General features: G+C 41.8%; 14 protein-coding genes and 1 pseudogene. 5 read left to right on the forward strand and 10 right to left on the reverse strand.

The genetic code is table 11. The features are described from left to right. Window positions 1-242: 242 nt before the first annotated feature. The 4 genes from CE058_RS01560 to CE058_RS01575 form a co-directional block, all read right to left on the reverse strand. A complete protein-coding gene (locus CE058_RS01560; RefSeq protein WP_048009257.1) occupies window positions 243-431 on the reverse strand; it encodes a hypothetical protein in 189 nt (62 codons plus the stop codon). 378 nt (window positions 432-809) lie between these two features. Next, window positions 810-2,651, reverse strand: coding sequence for an LTA synthase family protein (locus CE058_RS01565; RefSeq protein ID WP_163139844.1), 1,842 nt, complete (start codon window positions 2,649-2,651; stop codon window positions 810-812). Next, window positions 2,638-4,248 (reverse strand): aminotransferase class V-fold PLP-dependent enzyme, encoded by a 1,611-nt coding sequence (locus CE058_RS01570; RefSeq protein ID WP_163139846.1) that lies wholly within the window; start codon window positions 4,246-4,248, stop codon window positions 2,638-2,640. Before CE058_RS01570 ends, CE058_RS01565 begins: the two co-directional genes overlap by 14 nt. 3 nt (window positions 4,249-4,251) lie before the next feature. After that, window positions 4,252-4,830: a glycerol-3-phosphate acyltransferase gene (locus tag CE058_RS01575; RefSeq protein ID WP_163139848.1), complete on the reverse strand. Its 579-nt coding sequence runs from the start codon at window positions 4,828-4,830 to the stop codon at window positions 4,252-4,254. Between the two features lie 341 nt (window positions 4,831-5,171). Between CE058_RS01575 and CE058_RS01580 the strand changes: the two genes are divergently transcribed. The 3 genes from CE058_RS01580 to CE058_RS01590 all read left to right on the forward strand — a co-directional run bounded on the left by CE058_RS01580 (window position 5,172) and on the right by CE058_RS01590 (window position 8,050). After that, entirely contained in the window at window positions 5,172-5,918 is a 747-nt protein-coding gene (locus CE058_RS01580; protein ID WP_135148215.1) for a metal ABC transporter ATP-binding protein, read from the forward strand. Further along, on the forward strand, window positions 5,918-6,775 hold the full coding sequence (locus CE058_RS01585; RefSeq protein ID WP_163139850.1) for a metal ABC transporter permease: 858 nt from the start codon (window positions 5,918-5,920) through the stop codon (window positions 6,773-6,775). Before CE058_RS01580 ends, CE058_RS01585 begins: the two co-directional genes overlap by 1 nt. Window positions 6,776-7,111: 336 nt before the next feature. Further along, window positions 7,112-8,050 carry a metal ABC transporter solute-binding protein, Zn/Mn family gene (locus tag CE058_RS01590; RefSeq protein WP_048009250.1) on the forward strand — a complete coding sequence of 313 codons (939 nt, stop codon included), beginning with the start codon at window positions 7,112-7,114 and terminating at the stop codon, window positions 8,048-8,050. 102 nt (window positions 8,051-8,152) lie between these two features. Here the strand turns inward: CE058_RS01590 and CE058_RS01595 are convergent, their stop codons facing one another. After that, a complete protein-coding gene (locus tag CE058_RS01595; RefSeq protein ID WP_048009249.1) occupies window positions 8,153-8,878 on the reverse strand; it encodes a ZIP family metal transporter in 726 nt (241 codons plus the stop codon). A gap of 131 nt (window positions 8,879-9,009) precedes the next feature. Here CE058_RS01595 and CE058_RS01600 point away from each other — a divergent pair, with 131 nt between their 5' ends. Then, the gene (locus tag CE058_RS01600; RefSeq protein WP_053071336.1) at window positions 9,010-9,384 is read left to right on the forward strand and encodes a metal-dependent transcriptional regulator; all 375 of its coding nucleotides are present in this window, start codon (window positions 9,010-9,012) and stop codon (window positions 9,382-9,384) included. A 114-nt stretch (window positions 9,385-9,498) separates the two neighbouring features. Here CE058_RS01600 and xylE read toward each other — a convergent pair whose 3' ends face one another. The 4 genes and pseudogenes from xylE to xylA all read right to left on the reverse strand — a co-directional run bounded on the left by xylE (window position 9,499) and on the right by xylA (window position 14,981). Further along, window positions 9,499-10,899, reverse strand: coding sequence for a D-xylose transporter XylE (gene xylE, locus CE058_RS01605; protein ID WP_163139852.1), 1,401 nt, complete (start codon window positions 10,897-10,899; stop codon window positions 9,499-9,501). An 87-nt stretch (window positions 10,900-10,986) separates the two neighbouring features. Beyond that, a pseudogene (locus CE058_RS01610) lies at window positions 10,987-12,020 on the reverse strand (aldose epimerase family protein). Window positions 12,021-12,041: 21 nt separating this feature from the next. After that, on the reverse strand, window positions 12,042-13,544 hold the full coding sequence (gene xylB / locus CE058_RS01615) for a xylulokinase (protein ID WP_163139854.1): 1,503 nt from the start codon (window positions 13,542-13,544) through the stop codon (window positions 12,042-12,044). A 105-nt stretch (window positions 13,545-13,649) separates the two neighbouring features. Then, entirely contained in the window at window positions 13,650-14,981 is a 1,332-nt protein-coding gene (xylA, locus tag CE058_RS01620; RefSeq protein ID WP_163139856.1) for a xylose isomerase, read from the reverse strand. Window positions 14,982-15,169: 188 nt separating this feature from the next. Here xylA and CE058_RS01625 point away from each other — a divergent pair, with 188 nt between their 5' ends. After that, window positions 15,170-16,351, forward strand: coding sequence for an ROK family transcriptional regulator (locus CE058_RS01625; RefSeq protein WP_163139858.1), 1,182 nt, complete (start codon window positions 15,170-15,172; stop codon window positions 16,349-16,351). Between the two features lie 137 nt (window positions 16,352-16,488). On the opposite strand, the gene CE058_RS01630 is transcribed toward CE058_RS01625, so the two are convergent. Further along, window positions 16,489-17,478, reverse strand: a complete 990-nt coding sequence (locus CE058_RS01630; RefSeq protein ID WP_163139860.1) for an ornithine cyclodeaminase family protein — start codon at window positions 17,476-17,478, stop codon at window positions 16,489-16,491. Window positions 17,479-17,564: the final 86 nt, after the last annotated feature.

A 17,564-nucleotide genomic window follows, 5' to 3' on the forward strand; every position in this document is an offset into this window, starting at 1 on the left:
TAAAATGCATGGGGATTCAGCCAGCTTAACAACATGCAAGCTGGATCCTTCTTTATTATAATATTATTTTTCTCCGATTTGCTGCAGCCAAGATTTTACATCGAAAAGCCATAAATTCTGCCTGGACGTGCACCTCTGAGTATATGACATACTATTAGAAAACGAAGCAGGACTTAATTAATATGAAAAAACTGTTGAGATAGCAAATTCTCAACAGCTTTGACCAAACCCTTAAATTCAGTTTACCAAGGACACCTATTTCTCCGTCTTCTATCATCATCATCTCTTCTGCGATCTCTTCTATCATCCTCGACAACAATAACCCTATTCGCACGGATAAACACATTATCCACATCAATATCTCTTCTTCTTCTGTCATCACGATCAAATGCACCTGCTACATCATCAAATCTTCTTCTTCCACATGACATCTAAATCACCTCCTTGTCCCATTTACTTTAAAATATGCAATACTTGAAAGAATGCATGGATTATCATCCTGATTAAGAAATCTATTTGTTAATTGGGGAAAGATTCATTTTTTTGAATTCCCTCTTCTGGCTCAGTTTTTTTATAAAAAATTCCCAAAATATTCATACTTTAGAATAGATTAAGTAGCACAAAGCAGATGAAGATTTTTCACGAATCTGCAAAGAAAATGGCTCCAGCGAATAGCTGGAACCACCTTAATAATATTACGCAAATTTTCTTTTCAATGAACCTTATTGCCTATTGGCAGCATTCCTAAAATACCGTAATACTAATCACTTCTCTTAGCGGTCAAAAACGGATTCCTTGCAATTCTCTCTTTATTTACTATTTTTTTCCATAAACCTCATTAAATCCCCATGCACAATATCATCAGAAAAGCCGAGCTCTTTCCTGGAGATATCCATTAAAGGTTCACAGCCTGTAATATCCGCTTCTTCTTCCGATTTACTATCGAAGCATTTACCGGATTTGTACAAATAGTCTTTCGCTATGAAACTTCCATCCCGGAAGGTAACGGGATGATAGGGATCCCTTGTAAACAGGTTTTGCCCGAAGCTGAAATTTTCATCAGCACTTATGCCGAGCAGATGAAGAATCGTTGCCCTGATATCGATTTCCCCGCCAAGGTTCGAGAACGTTTTGCCCTCCACACCCGGCACATGGATAATCAGCGGCACACTCTGGAGCTGCATGCGGTTCACAATCGTATCTTCCTGCCCCAGCAGTTCAAGCACACCATGCTCATACTTGTCAGAGATGCCATAATGATCGCCATACAATACAAACATCGTATTTTCATAGAGTCCCTTCTTTTTTAAGTCCTGGAAGAAGGTTTTAATGGCTTCATCCTGGTATCTGACGGTTGTGACATAGCGATTGACCACCATTTCACTGGTGCTGGCCTCAGGAATAAACTGATCTTCCTCCTCCAGCAAAAACGGAAAATGGTTTGTTAATGTGATAAACCTTGCGTAGAAAGGCTTTTGCAGGTTACCCAGATGCTGAATGGATTGCTGAAAAAATGGAATATCTTTAATCCCGTAGTTCACTGAGTTCTCATCACTCACCATATAATCGGCTTTTGAAAAATAACGATTGTATCCTAAGGAATCATACATGGCCTCCCGATTCCAGAACGAAGCGTCATTCCCGTGGAAAACGGCTGAGTAATAATCCTTTTCAGCTAATATATGCGGCAGGCTCCGATAAGCGTTTTCTGTTCTCCGGACAAATGCCGAGCCGCTGGACAAAGGATAAAGGCCCGTATCAACCATGAATTCCGAGTCCGATGTTTTGCCCTGTGCTGTCTGATCATAGACCCGGCTGAAATAAAAGCTGTCTTCAATCAGTGAATTAAGGAAAGGCGTTATTTCCTGCCCATTCACCTTCTGGTTGATCACAAAATTCTGTGTGGACTCCATGCTGATCAAAACAACATTCATACCTTTTGCGGCACCAAAGTAATCTGATGGCTTATCTTCATGTGATTGCACATACTCAGCAGAAGCCTCAGCATCTGTTGCACTGGCAAAAGCGCGGTTGAGCGGGTTTGCTGCAGCGATTCCAAAATCATATAGATGATACTGATACAAGCCTATATGCTTAACAAGCTGCTGGCGATTATAGGATTCCGAAAATAAATGAGGCACTTTCACCAAGCCAAGAGTGATGGTTATTAGAACAAACATAAGACTGACAGCACCATAAAGCCTTTTTGATTTATATGTAACCTGCTCACCTGCTGATTTCCTTTTTAAATAGTAAAGCCAAAAAACAACCAGATCAGCCAATAACAGAAGATCCCATGGGCTGATCAATTCAAAAGTACTCGGTCCTATTCCTCCGACATTTTTAAACTGAAAAAGGATCGGAACGGTTACAAAATCAGTATAAAAGCGATAATATAGTAGGTCCCCAAAAAGAATGCCGGTCAAAACTGCCATCGCTGCAAAAATAGCTCCCGGTTTGGCCTTTCGCTTAAAGTAATAAGGAATTCCGAGAATGACCATAATGGCCCCAATAGGGCTTAATAGCATAAATAAAATATCTGTCCAGTTCTCCGGGTGCAAATTGAATCCGATAAAGGATACAGCAGCCGTCTTGATCCAGATTAAGATAACGGCAGCCCAAATGGAAGGAAGCTTTTTAAATAACTTCATAATCATACCGCTTTTCATAGTGTTTTTCGAAAATACCTGCCATTACATCAATAGAAGCCATGACCTTCTCTTCTTCCTGCGCCCCCATCAGAGCCACCTGAACCCAATTTCTTTCAAGCAGGTACCCGCTTTCATAGCTTAGAAGAGTTCCTTTCTGTTTGCATAAGTCGCCAAATTCCCTGCTGGAAACGCCCTCCGGCAAATGGACAGTAAGGATGCCTGGCGAATAATCGTCCCCGCCCAGAACGGAAAAACCCTTGTCTGCAAGCCTCTCCCTTACTTTGAAAGACAATCTGTTTATCTTTTCATAATCTATCAGCTTTATACTCTCTTTTAATGCGTAGACCAGATTGGAAGAATGGGTATAAGGAATGCTTTCATTGTCCTCATACATCTTTAAATCCAGGTATCTGGGAACACTGCTGTTCCCTTTAATTCTGTCTCTATGGAATACAATCGCAAGCCCCGGGTACGAGCCAAATCCTTTTCCGCTGACGGAGGATGCCATATAAATATCTTTTAGATTAAGCGGAATGATTCCGGCTGTACTGCATGCATCCACGCAAAGCTCGGCACCATGCTTCACACATAGCTCCTGAATTCTGCTAATATCGTATAAATACCCTGTTGAGGTTTCACAATGGACCGTCCAGACCCAGTTTATAGAAGGATTTTCTTTCAGCATGTATGCGATTTCCTCATGCAGGATTGGTTCATTCCAGTCTTTTTCAATCGTCTGGAAAGATAATTGAAATCTTCTTGCATGATCAATTAAACGATAGCCAAATTCACCATTGGCGAGTATCAGCCCAATCCCCTCCATGTTTTTCAGCTGGGCAGCGACAAGGTCGTTCGAAAGTGTTCCCGTCCCGACAATAACTTGTGCATAAGAGGCACCTGTCACCCTGCATAAGTGAGAACGCAGCTCCTTCAAGTCTTCAATGAAGTCATGATTGCGATGTGATACGGCTTCTTTGGCAAAAGCGTTTTTCACCTTCTCATGAATAAAGACTGGTCCCGGCAAAAAAGAGTGCTGCCCGGACTGCTCTGAGTTTCTGTCCATTAAGCGTTTGAAAACTTTTGTTGAACGTTCGAAATTCTCTTTTGTTAAGTACATGGGCTGAAATTGGGCGCCCTCCTCTCCTGTCAGAGGACCGAAAGGCAAAAAGCCAATCCGCTTATACAATTTCAGCTGTCTGACCGTCCCCGAGATCAGGGCCATCGAATAATTTTTTTCAAGGCAAAGCTCCACAAGCTTTTCACAAAGCTGATAAAAAACACGGGTGCTGCGGTATTCTTTTTTGACTGACAGCAGGCGTACCTCGCAATATTCCCCCTTAACAGGCAAGTAGTCTTCGAGATTAGGAAGTTTGTAATCAAGCGAAAATGGCCTTTTCGCTCGAATGGCGATCATTCCTGCCACTTCCTCGCCAGCCTTGGCAATCACATATGTATTTTCTTCATGAAATTTATCGATTAGGACCTGATTTTCATTTTGCTTATGCTGTGGAATTTCTTCCACAAATGTCTGATAGTTCAGCTGATGAATTTGTTCAAATTCATCATGATCGGCTGCGATTTTGCAGATAATATTCATATTTTACCTCCTATGCTTAGGCATGATGAAATTTGTATGGGAAATTAGGACAATGATAAGCATCAGCAGCAGTCCTGCCGCAATAATGAATGAATCCCCAATCACCCAGGCTGTTATTGGAATTGAAGCCATCGAGATAAAACCCGATAATGTATACTTTCGAAGAGATGCATACATAATTCCCATTGTGATGGCCATGATTGCTATCGTCAGAGGCTCCAGATACAAGGCAGAAGCCAGATAGACAACCACTCCTTTTCCGCCATGTAACCCCAGCTGAATTGGAAAAAGATGGCCCAGGAGCACGCAAACAGCGCTAAGAATGTATACACCATCACCTTCAAACAAGAGTCCAGCTGCAAATAAAGCTCCCCATGTCTTTCCCGCATCAACTGCTATGGTCAGCAAAAACCCAGTCTTCCCGAATGCTCTTCCGGCATTGGTAGCCCCTGCATTCCCGCTCCCTATATACCTTATATCCTCTTTAGCCAAATATTTAACCACATAATAAGCTCCAGTTATGCTGCCCAATGCGTAAGAAAAGGCCATAACGATCAGAGCGGCCCAAACATCTTCGATCATAAAACCAATCCCGCCTTCTACTAATTAAACGATCAAAAAGGGTAAAAAGTTTCATATACTTACAATTTTACAATCTAACTTTTCAGTTACTCACCTAATTTTACCATTAAACAAGTTGATTGCCAGAGCCTTAAATCATAATTCAGCTATTTTAATGCCAACATTAAATTTTCAGTAAAATAATTATATTTTTGTGTTGACATTGTTTATCAATCGCATATAATTTGCATTAAGGCAAAACTTTTTAATTAACCCATAAATCTTGTCCATATGAAGTTAAATTGTATAAAAACAATTAATTTGAATTCATTTAAGTTTGGAAAATGAAGGAGGATAAAAAAATGAACGATCCAGCTATCTCCATACAGGATTTGCACGTCTCCTATTTTGGAAATGAAGCGGTAACTGGTGTCAGCCTATCGGTGAATACCGGGAATCTGGTGGGCATTATCGGACCGAATGGCGCAGGCAAATCAACCTTCCTAAAAGCCATGCTGAATCTCATACCAAAGGATAAAGGTGCAGTAACGGTGCTGGGAAAACCCATTACTGAAGTGCGCAAAAGCATCGCCTATGTCCCGCAGCGCAATGACATAGACTGGGATTTCCCCATCACAGTGCTTGATGCCGTTCTTATTGGAACCTACCCCCATTTAAAACTGTTCCGGCGTCCAAAGAAGAAGGATAAAGAATGGGCCATGGAATGTCTTCAGCGAGTCGGCATGCAGGAATTCAGCAAAAGACAGATTGGTGAACTGTCAGGCGGCCAGCAGCAGAGAGTTTTTCTGGCGAGAGCTCTTGCCCAGAAAGCGGATCTTTTTTTTCTGGATGAGCCGTTTGTCGGGGTTGATGTATCGAGCGAAGAAACGATTGTGAATATTTTAAAGGAGCTGTGCAGACAGGGAAAAACAGTGATTGTCGTACATCATGACTTAAGTAAGGCTAACGATTATTTCAATCAGTTAATCCTGCTAAATAAGGAATTGATCAGTTTCGGAACTGTTGAAGAAGTGTTTAAACCTGATGTAATTGCAAAAGCATACCAGGGGCAATTTGCATTTATGAATGAGATTGGGGTGTCATTATAATGGCTTTTATTGAAGCGGTGATGCAATATGGTTTTCTGCAAAAAGCGCTATTAACGTCGGTTATGGTAGGAATTATCTGCGGAGTCATTGGCTGTTTTATCATCCTGAGGGGAATGGCTCTTATGGGAGACGCCATATCACATGCCGTACTTCCCGGCGTCGCCATTTCGTATATGCTTGGTGTCAACTTCTTCTTCGGGGCAGTGATCAGCGGGGTAATCACGGCGATCGCTATCGGCTTCGTTTCGCAAAACAGCCGGATTAAGCATGATACCTCAATTGGCATTATGTTTACGGCCGCATTTGCTTCAGGAATCATTATTATTACAATGCTAAAAAGCAGTACAGATTTGTACCATATTTTATTTGGGAATGTTTTGGCGGTAAGATCATCCGATATGTGGATCACATTGGGCATCAGCCTGATTGTGTTGGGGGCTGTTTACCTCTTTTACAAGGAATTATTGGTCACATCGTTTGACCCGACAATGGGCGCAGCTTACGGACTGCCCGTTCGATTCATTCATTATTTCCTAATGACTCTCTTAACGATGGTAACCGTTGCATCCCTCCAGACAGTAGGCATTGTCCTGGTAGTTGCCATGCTGATCACCCCTGCAGCGTCAGCATATCTTTTAACCGAGCGGCTGTGGGTGATGATTTTCATTGCATCTGGCATTGGGGTGATTTCATCCATCGTTGGACTTTACTTCAGCTTCACCTACAACTTAGCTTCAGGAGCAACGATAGTCATCTCATCCACCGCTATTTTCATTCTCGTATTCTTATTCTCACCTAAGCATGGGCTGATATGGAAAACGCTGAAAGTAAAGAAAAAGAGAGCTTCATTAGTGTGATAAAGTGAAACTTCAATCAGTGGGGGGAGGTTCCCCATCCCCCACTGATTGTTAGTTGAGGCCCACAGGACAAGGAAGGCTTCGTCAGCATGAGCATCGCACGACCAAATGCGGCAGCTTTTGGGAGGACGTGGCGTTCTTAGTCTTTGTTCGTTTTTCGGCCTTTACATTATAAAGTGAGGCGACTTGCCCAGGGGTGACAAGCGAGCCCCTAGGAGCCGCAGCTAAATTTGGCAGTTTGACCCCCATTTATCCCCCTTTGATTCCACTGAATCTGGAAGTGGGGGTCAAACTGCCCGTTAGACTGCGATAAAAAAATCTCAGGAGGTTATCCCAATGTTTAAAAAAGGCTTTCTTTTACTGGCTTCATCCCTTCTTTCCCTGTCATTTTTGTCAGCCTGCAGCAGCGGTAAGAGCACAACTGCCAATGATGATGGAAAAATCCACGTTGTCACCACCTATTCGATTGTGTATGACATTGTGAAAAATGTAGGCGGAGATTTGGTTGAGATTCATAGCCTGGCACCAATCGGCTCCAATCCCCACGAATATGACCCGCTTCCTGAAGATGTGCAAAAAACAACCGATGCAGACGCAGTATTTTACAACGGGCTGAATCTGGAAGCAGGCAACTCATGGTTCAATAAGCTCATGGAAACTGCCGGAAAAGACGGTGAAGATGCGCCAGTCTTTCTGATGAGCAAAGGCGTTGATGCCATGCACCTAACCACAAAGGGCAAAGAAAGTGAAGAAGACCCCCATGCATGGCTGGACATTAGAAATGGGATCAAATACGCGGAAAATGCCAGAGATGGACTTATTAAAGCTGATCCAGACAACAAAGAGGTTTACGAAAAAAACGCGGAAGAATATATTGCAAAGCTTCAAAAGTTGCATGATGAAGCTGTGGCACAATTTAACGAAATCCCGGAATCTGAACGGGTTCTCGTTACAAGTGAAGGTGCTTTTAAATATTTCAGCGAAGCCTACGGATTCCAGGCAGAATACATCTGGGAAATCAACCAGGAAAACCAGGGAACACCAGAACAAATTACAAGAATTGTAGATATTATTAATGAAAAAGGAATTACAGGACTATTCCTGGAAACCAGCATAGATGCAAGAAGCATGGAAGCTGTATCCGATGAAACCAATGTTCCGATCATGGGAAAAGTGTTTACAGACTCTCTGGCAAAGCCGGGTGAAGATGGCGATACGTACATCTCGATGATGGAATGGAATATTAAAACCATTAAAGAAGGTTTGACGAAGTAACAAATAAAAGATTAGTACTGTAAAAAAACCAAAGACACCTCTTCCGTTTGGAGAGGTGTCCATTTTCATAATAAATGACATGACAAAAGCACTGCACCCAAATTATCTGAACCATTCTGTTAAAACCACCATGGAGAGAAAACCCATAATAAAAGCCAGTGTAGATGCCCTCTCATTCCCATCTCCATGGCTTTCAGGTATCAATTCTTTATAGACCACATAGAGCATAGAGCCTGCTGCGAAAGCAAGTCCATAAGGAATGATATATTCAAAGGATCCGCCCAAAAACATCCCTATTAATCCGGCACATAATTCTATCATTCCTGTCAGGGCCGCAAATAAAATGGCTTTGAACCTGCTGATATTCTGTGTAACCAGGAATAAGGCCACCAGGAATCCGTCAGGGACATTTTGAAGTCCAATTGCAAAAGCTACAAGCGGCCCCAGATCCTGGCTGCTGCTTACATTGCTTATTCCGACTGACAGACCTTCAGGCAAATTATGAAGTGACATCGCTATTAAAAACAATAATACAACACGTGCATGCTTCGATGAATGACGGGAATTGTCCAAATCAACATGGGGGATAACACTTTCCAGCAAGGTCAGTACAAAAGTTCCAACTAATATTCCAATGACCAAGACAGCAAGATTAGAAAGCTTAATAGCTGATGGAATTAGACCATAAGCGGAAGCTGCCACCATAATTCCAGCCGTATAGGCAAGCAGTACATCCTTGCCTTTGTGGGAAATATCTTTTATTAATAAAATTGGCAGTGCTCCTAAGCCTGTACAAAGCGAAGAAAAAAGAATAGGCATCAATGACATGGTAATCCTCCGCAACCTTATTATTTCATCATATGTTTAATTTTATTGAACATGCTTCCCTTTACTTAAACTTCTCTTTAAAGCATAAACAGGTTCCCATTCTTTAATTTAAGAATTGAAGGTGAAATGTCTTGGAGCTAAAAAGCATAAAAAGATATGTAATAGAGATATATAAATTAGAAAGAAAATATGGACATGCGACTATATCAGATATTGCGGGCTTGCTTAATGTGACCGTTTCGTCTGCTTCAAAAATGGCTGCAAAACTAAAAAAATGCGGTTTCGTACATTTCCAGCCGTACAGAACAGTCACATTAACGGAAAAAGGATTAGAAATTGGAAGCCAGCTGGAGCATACCCATAAGACATTGATTGAGTTTTATCAATATATTGGAGTTAAAGAAGAAAAGATTATGGAGGAAGTAAAAGAAATAGGAGTCTATATTAGTCCGGAAGTGACCACAAAGATTAAGAGCTTTTTAGAGACCAGAATAAAGGACGTTTGAGGAATTAGTTATCTAAGCTTTCATTTATTCATCCAAATCAACACAGTTTTTATCAATGCAAAAATGTTAAAAATGAAAAACAGCCTATTCCCGATTGGAATAGGCTATTTCATCTCAAGCAGTCTTTCTCCAGAAATTCTCCATATTCTCAAGAGTCTTCCCTTTCGTTTCAGGTATAAACTTCCATACAAAAATGGCTGAAAGAACACTCATCAGTCCATAGAAGCCGTAAGTTAAGCCGCCGCTGAATTCCATCATCATCGGATAAGTAGATGAAATGAAATAGTTTGCGGCCCATTGCGCTGCTACAGCTACCGCAACTGCCTGTCCGCGGATTTTGTTAGGGAAAATTTCCGAGATCAATACCCAGCAGATCGGCCCCCATGAAAGCATGAAAGACGCTGTGTAAACAATGATAAAAATTAACGTGCCCATGCCGATTATATTGGAAAAAGCCATTCCTGCAACACCAAACATCCCGATTGCCATTCCAATGGATCCTGTAATTAATAATGGCTTGCGCCCCCATTTATCTACAGTTAAAATGGCCACAACTGTAAAGATGACATTTATGATACCCATGACAATCGTTTGCAGCATCGAGGCATCCTTTGCTGCTCCCATGCTTTCAAAGATACGCGGTGCATAGTAGAGAGCCACATTAATTCCGACGAATTGCTGGAATACAGACAGCAGAATTCCTATTACAATCACTAATTTTCCATATGCAAACAGCTTTTCTGCCGGAACATTAGCTGAGGCTGCCACCGACTTTTTGATTTCACCCAGGATCGTTTTTGCCTCGCTTGCACCATTAATTTTTGTAAGGACTGCTAGAGCCTTATCATCATGATTTTTAATGGCCAGGTAACGGGGTGTCTCCGGAACCAGGAGCAGCAGCAGACCAAAAGCAAGTGCCGGAATAGCTTCTGATGCAAACATGTACCTCCAGCCAACATCATTGATCCATTCCAATGGACGGCCGCTGGCAATGCCCCAGTTGACAAAGTACACGACAAGCATCCCGAAAATGATCATAAATTGATTGAATGAAACCAGGCGTCCGCGGATATCGGCAGGTGCAATTTCACCGATATACATCGGAACAATAGCTGACGCCAAGCCTACCCCAATACCGCCAATAATGCGATAAAGATTAAAAGTCAGCAATAACGAGATGGTCGGTTCCCCTTTAGTGAAAAATAAAAATTCAGGAAAAGCCGAGCCTAAAGCAGATAAGAAGAAAAGGACAGCTGCAGCAATAAGCGAGTTTTTGCGCCCAAACTTCGACGCAAAATAACCGGATATTAAACCGCCAATTATACAGCCAATTAAGGCACTGGAGGTTGTCGCCCCATGAGCCAGCGACCCTAATCCCAAACTCTCGATCAAATAAATTTCCAGTGACTTTTCAGCTCCTGAAATAACTGCCGTATCATATCCGAAAAGCAAACCGCCTATCGCAGCAACCAATGTAAGTGAACCAATATAAAGAGAGTTCCGATTCTGTTTCATAGTTTTTAAAAACAGATTTGAACCAGGATAGAGCGCTTACAATTCCCTATTTTCAAATCTATCTTTACTCCTTTCTATTCGAAATGATTAAACAACGTGAAACTTGAAACTTGTTTTTGTTTTATAGACTTCATTTTTCTCCAGGACAATAGAAGGAAAATGTTCATGATGAACAGCATCAGGCGGACATTGTGTTTCGAGACATAGGCCTAAATGGCTTTTTGACTGAACACCCCTAATTTTAAAATCGCTTCCAAGCATGTTCGCTGTATATAAAACAACACTCGGCCTGTCCGTTTCCAAAGCCAGTTTTCGTCCACTTGCAGAATCCACTACAGTCATTTCACCTGTAGTTAATAGAAATGGATGATCATAACCCCCGCCCGCAAGCACATTCTGCTGATGTCCGGACATTACGCCTTCCTTGATTTGCTTCCCGGCTCTGAAGTCAAACGGGTTATTTTCAACATGTATGAATTCCCCGGTAGGAATCAATGTTTCATCAAGCTCCAGAAAGTGATCACTTTTTATTGTCACCTCGTGGTCAAGAATGTCCCGCTTTAAGTCCCCGCTCAGGTTAAAATAAGTATGGTTTGTCAGATTAATGATCGTTTTTTATCAGATATCGCTTCATAACTAATGGCCAGTTCATTATCATTGTTCAGTGTATAGTTTACCGTTGCCTCAAGTGTCCCGGGATACCCTTCTTCTCCATCCGGACTTATATAGGAGAACTTGATGTTTGCCTCATTCAAGCCCTTTTCCGCGGCCGAGTCCCAAATCACTTGGTGAAAACCTGCACCTCCATGAAGGTGGTGTTCCCCATCATTTTTCGGCAGACTATACGCAGTTCCATCAAGTGTGAAGTCCGACCCTGCTATCCTTCCGGCCGCTCTTCCGATAATTGCGCCGAAGAATGGTGAATGATTTATATATTCTTCAAGTGTGTCAAAACCCAGGATCACATTCTCTATATTTCCTTCACGATCAGGGACAGATATTCCCGTAATGACTCCCCCGTATTCGATGCACGATACGCTCATTCCATGATCATTGCTGATTGTATAAGATTTAATTATGTGTCCATTCAACTCGCCAAAGATACTTTCAGTTATGTTCATGTCCTTCTCCCTCAAGACAGCTTACTTTTTCCTGAAACCGGCCAATCCCTCATTCAGTTTCCTGGTTTGTACATAAACCTCTTTGTATAACTGGAAAAGCTCCTGATATTTCTTAACGTTTTCAGGTATCGGCACATACGTTTTTTCGTATGAAATGAAGTCATCAGCACAGGCTTCCAGAGATTCATACCACTTGCATCCGTATGCCGCGAGCATTGCCGCACCTACAGCAGGGCCTTGCTCACTTGATAGCTTTACAATGGTGCTATTGAAGATATCTGCCTGTATTTGCAGCCAGGCATCACTTTTGGCTCCTCCGCCGATTGAAATGACGGTATCGATCAGCTTGCCGCTTTCCCTGAATATTTCAATCGATTCATTTAATGAAAAGGTAATTCCTTCAATGACCGATCGTACAAAGTCGTTTCGATTATGTGAAGAGTCCATGCCGATAAAGCTTCCCCTAATTTGTGAATCTGCATATGGCGTTCGCTCGCCGGCCAGATATGGGGTAAACAATAGACCATTCGATCCAATCGGAACCTCGCTTATTTCAGCCAGCAGAGACTCAAATGAATCCTTTTCTGCAAACGTATTTTTAAACCAGCCCAAACTATGTCCCGCTGCCAGGGTTACCCCCATTGTGTAGTAGGCATTTTCTTCACCATGATTAAAATAATGGACCTTCCCCTGAAAATCCTTGTCATTTTGTTCTTCATAGGATAAAACGACCCCTGATGTGCCAATGCTGCATAATGTTTTGCCTTTTGACAGAATTCCTGAACCGATCGCACCGCAGGCATTGTCAGCTCCTCCTGCAAATACCTTCGTTAAAGGAGATAATCCCGTCTTCTCAGCAATCTCAGGCTTTAAAGTCCCTACACTTTCATGAGATTCAACAAGTGGCGGACAGATGTTTATATCAATCCCTGTCAGCTTGCACATCTCTTCACTCCACATTTTTCGGCCGGCGTCCAAGAGCAAAGTGCCCGCGGCATCGCTATATTCACTATGAATCTTTCCAGTCAGTTTAAAACGCAGATAATCTTTAGGGAGTAAAAATACAGCCGCTTTTTCAAATACTTCAGGCTCATATTGCTTCACCCAAAGTAATTTTGGTAATGTAAAACCTTCCAGTGCAGGATTCTTTGTGATTTCCAGCAGTCGCTTCTCACCAGCCAAGTCATAGATCTGCTTACACTGCTCTGTTGTACGTGTATCATTCCAAAGGATCGCATTTCGCAAAACATGATACTCTTCATCAAGAAGAACAAGACCGTGCATTTGTCCTGAAAAACTGATTCCCTGTATGTCTTCCGCATCTCCATCGAATTGTTCTGTAAGTTCTTTAAGAGCATCGACTGTTTTATCAGCCCATTCAGCAGGATCCTGTTCACTATAACCCGACTTTCCATGAATGAGCGGATAAGACCTGGAAACTTCGCTGCATACTTCTCCCTTTTGATTCATTAATAAAACTTTTACCGAGCTCGTGCCAAGGTCAATCCCGATTACATATTTCATGGCTGATCATCCTTTTGATAAATGAAATGTATGCTAAGCCTTACTTTTTAAAAATGTACTGGACACTTTCGTATTCCCAGTACATTGATTCTGTCTATTAATCTCTTACGCTTTTACACTCGCATATGCTTCGAGAATGTATTTATTTAAGACAGCTTTTAACTGTTCCTGTCTTCCGGATTTGTTTTCAATCTTTTCAAGCTGAAGGGCATGCTTCTCAAGCTTATGGAAGTCTGCTTTTCCTTCAACGATGTCAAGACCGATGCCTTCTGTATAGCTGCTGTATCTGTCAGCAATAAAGTTATCTAATACTTTATCTTCGATTAAACGCTGTGCAACTTTTGCACCAACCGCAAATGTGTCCATTCCTGCAATATGTGCATAGAACAGATCCTCAGGATCAAATGATCCTCTTCGAACCTTCGCATCAAAATTTAGGCCGCCTGTTCCAAGACCGTCATTTTTAAGAATTTCAACCATGGCGAGTGATGTGGAATAGATGTCTGTCGGGAATTCGTCCGTATCCCATCCCAGCAGGGTATCTCCCTGGTTGGCATCCACTGAACCAAGCATTCCATTTATGCGTGCTGTCTGCAGTTCATGCTCAAATGTATGGCCGGCAAGGGTCGCGTGGTTAGCTTCAATATTGAATTTGAAGTAGTCTTTTAAGCCGTAAGATTGCAAGAATGATAAACTGGTTGCCACATCAAAATCATATTGATGTTTGGTAGGCTCCTTCGGCTTTGGCTCGATTAGAAATTGTGCGTCAAATCCAATTTCGTTTGCATAATCGATTGCCATATGGAAGAAACGCGCAAGATTATCAAGTTCAAGCTTCATGTTCGTATTCAGCAGTGTTTCGTAGCCTTCGCGGCCGCCCCAGAATACATAGTTCTCAGCACCCAGCTCCTTGCCGATTTCAAGTCCCTTTTTCACCTTTGCTGCAGCAAAGGCAAAAACATCAGCGTTAGGCGCTGTCGCCGCACCGTGCAGCCAGCGCGGATGTGAAAACATATTAGCGGTATTCCATAATAGCTTTGTTTTGCTGGATTTCATGTATTCCTTAATCATGTTCGTAATCTCATCTAAGTTCTTAAAAGTTTCCCTTAATGAATCCCCTTCAGGCGCAATATCAGCATCATGGAAACAGAAAAATGGAACGTTCAGTTTTTCATAGAATTCAAAGGAAGCTTCTACACGTGCCTTGGCTAAATCCATTCCGGAAAATCTGTCATATGAACGGATCATTGTTCCATCTCCGAAAGGATCTGTGCCTTCCGCAGTGAACGTATGCCAGTACGATACTGCAAACCGGAGAAAATCTTCCATTTTTTTGCCGTTAATCATTTCTTCAGGATTATAATATTTAAACGCTAATGGATTATTTGAATCTGGACCTTCGTATATTACTCCACTCACATTTTTGAAATAGTTCATTTTTCATTCCTCCAATTTATACTGATTTTTCTGTGTGTTATCGCTTTCATTTGTTTACAAGTTGATTTTAACACCATAAACTTAGTTTGTCTATCGAATGAACTAAGTTTTATTTTTATTTTTAATTATGGTATAAATGGAATATGATTGTAATAGACAAAGAAATTGAGAATTTGAGGAGAAAAATAATGACTTGGAATCAGCAGCTGGTAAAAATGAAAAATAAATCACGCGTTCTGCAGACGATCATCGACCAATCCCCTATCTCCCGGGCGGATATCGCACAGCATTTGGGACTGACAAAAGGGACAGTTTCCTCATTAGTCAACGAGCTGATAGAAGAAAAAATCTGTTCCGAAACAGGGCCGGGCAAATCGAGCGGCGGACGCCGCCCGGTGATGCTGCTCTTTAATGAACAAGCTGGATATGCGATTGGTATTGATTTAGGGGTTAACTATATTTTAGGTGTCATGACTGATTTATCCGGTAATATTGTGAGCGAAAATTTGAAGCATATGAATAGCATGAGGTATGAAGAAACCGTTCTTGTTATAAAAGAAATCATCCAATCCCTTTTGGACTTTACCCCCGAGAGCCCATATGGTGTGATCGGAATCGGCATTGGAGTACCAGGAATCGTAAATAAGGAAGGCAGCAATATCCTGCTTGCCCCTAACCTGGGCTGGACAGATATCAATTTAAAAGCAGAAATTGTGGCAGAATTTCACCTTCCCGTTATCATCGATAACGAAGCAAACGCCGGAGCGTACGGCGAAAAACGTTTTGGAGCCGGGAAAAATTTTGAAAACCTCATTTATGTAAGCGCAGGAATTGGCATAGGCGTCGGCTTTATTTTACAAAACAGCCTTTATCGTGGTGCTGAAGGATTCTCCGGTGAAATGGGCCATATGGTAATTGATTTAGATGGAAAAGAATGCAGATGCGGCAGCAAAGGCTGCTGGGAATTGTACGCTTCTGAACAGGCATTGCTAAACCAGGCAAAGAATAGTCAATCAACCTCTAAACGGGATGATCTGAACTTGGAGTCATTAGTTGTATTGGCGGAAGAAGATGAGGAAGTAAAGGATTTGTTTCGTCAAATTGGCCGGAGCCTTGGCATTGGCATAAACAATATCATTAATACATTCAACCCCGAGCAAATCATCATAGGAAATCGCTTAGCCATTGCCAAAGAATTATTACAAGAATCGATTATGGAAGTTGTCGTGAATCGGTCCTTAAGATTTAACCAGCAAAACTTAAATATTACTTTTGCAGATTTATCGATCTACTCCACTGCACTTGGGGCATCAGCTTATGCCACTGAGAACTTTCTGAACTCGGATCTGCAGGAAAACTTGAATAAATAGACTGCTTAATCGGCCAATCAAACTCCTGCCGACCTTAAGTAAATTCCTCTATTCATAGTAATTCCTTTTAACAAAACACCGGATAATTCATAATAGAATAATCCGGTGTCATACTTAAAAGAGTTTCATGATTGTTTTTATAGTGAAAAGGACTCACCTTTACTCTCACTCAAAGCTTTTCTATATACTTTAGAGGCTGCCATAGTGTCCAGAAACCCAACCCCGACAGATTTATAAAAGGTTATTTCACTTGAATTTTCACGTCCAGCTTTTTCCCCGCATGCGATTTCACCAATTTCACCATAAATGAGATCCGTATTCCATTCACCTTTTTTATGCGGAACAAGGAGATCTCCAGCTTCGTGCATGGCTCCTTCCAATGTATCGACCACTACTTTATTACTCCTGATTAGTGTTTGAGCATCAACCTCTTGCATATGTGCCTGATAGGAACCAATGGCATTAATATGAGTTCCTTCCCTCAGTACCGACCCATCAAATAGGGGTGTTGAACTTTTCGTGCTGCAAATGAGAATATCTGATTGGGCTGCAGCCGCATTGGCATCTGGTTGAATTGAAATGGTCCCCCTCCAATCTGGATACAGCGAATGGATTTCATCTTTAAATACTTCTGCTCGATCTATTGTGCGGTTATATAAAATGATATGTTCTATCTCCCTAATGGACATGACAGCTTGGATTTGGCCGGCAGCTTGAGCTCCACACCCTAATACAGAACAGACTTTCGCATTCTCCCGCGCTAAATATTTCGTTGCAGCCCCGCTTGAAGCACCGGTTCTTAATACCGTCAAGTAGCTGGCATCCATTAAGGCAACGTGCTCGCCAGTCTGTGCATCGGTCAGCAGAATCACTCCCTGCAGAACCGGTTTTATCCCGCCTGAATTGTGGGGAAAAATACTTACAACTTTAACAGCTGTATAATTTTCCGGTTCAATATAGGAAGGCATATATAAAGTTTCTGCTTCGTATGCAGAATGCGGAATCGACATTCTTACGGGTGTTAGCGTTTTATTCCTGTGGCCATAACAAAATGCCTTCTCAATATCCTGGATACACTCTTCCATTGAGTACAATTCTTTTATGGTTTCTTTATTGATCACTAACATAGTCATTCACTCCAATATGAACTTTACGTATATTCGTTAATCAAAGCAAGTGTTTCCATCTGCAGTTCGGTTTTTGGCTGCCATGT

The organism is Bacillus sp. 22-7, from assembly GCF_010628845.1.
In the GTDB taxonomy this organism is placed as follows: Bacteria; Bacillota; Bacilli; order Bacillales; family Cytobacillaceae; genus Cytobacillus; species Cytobacillus firmus_B.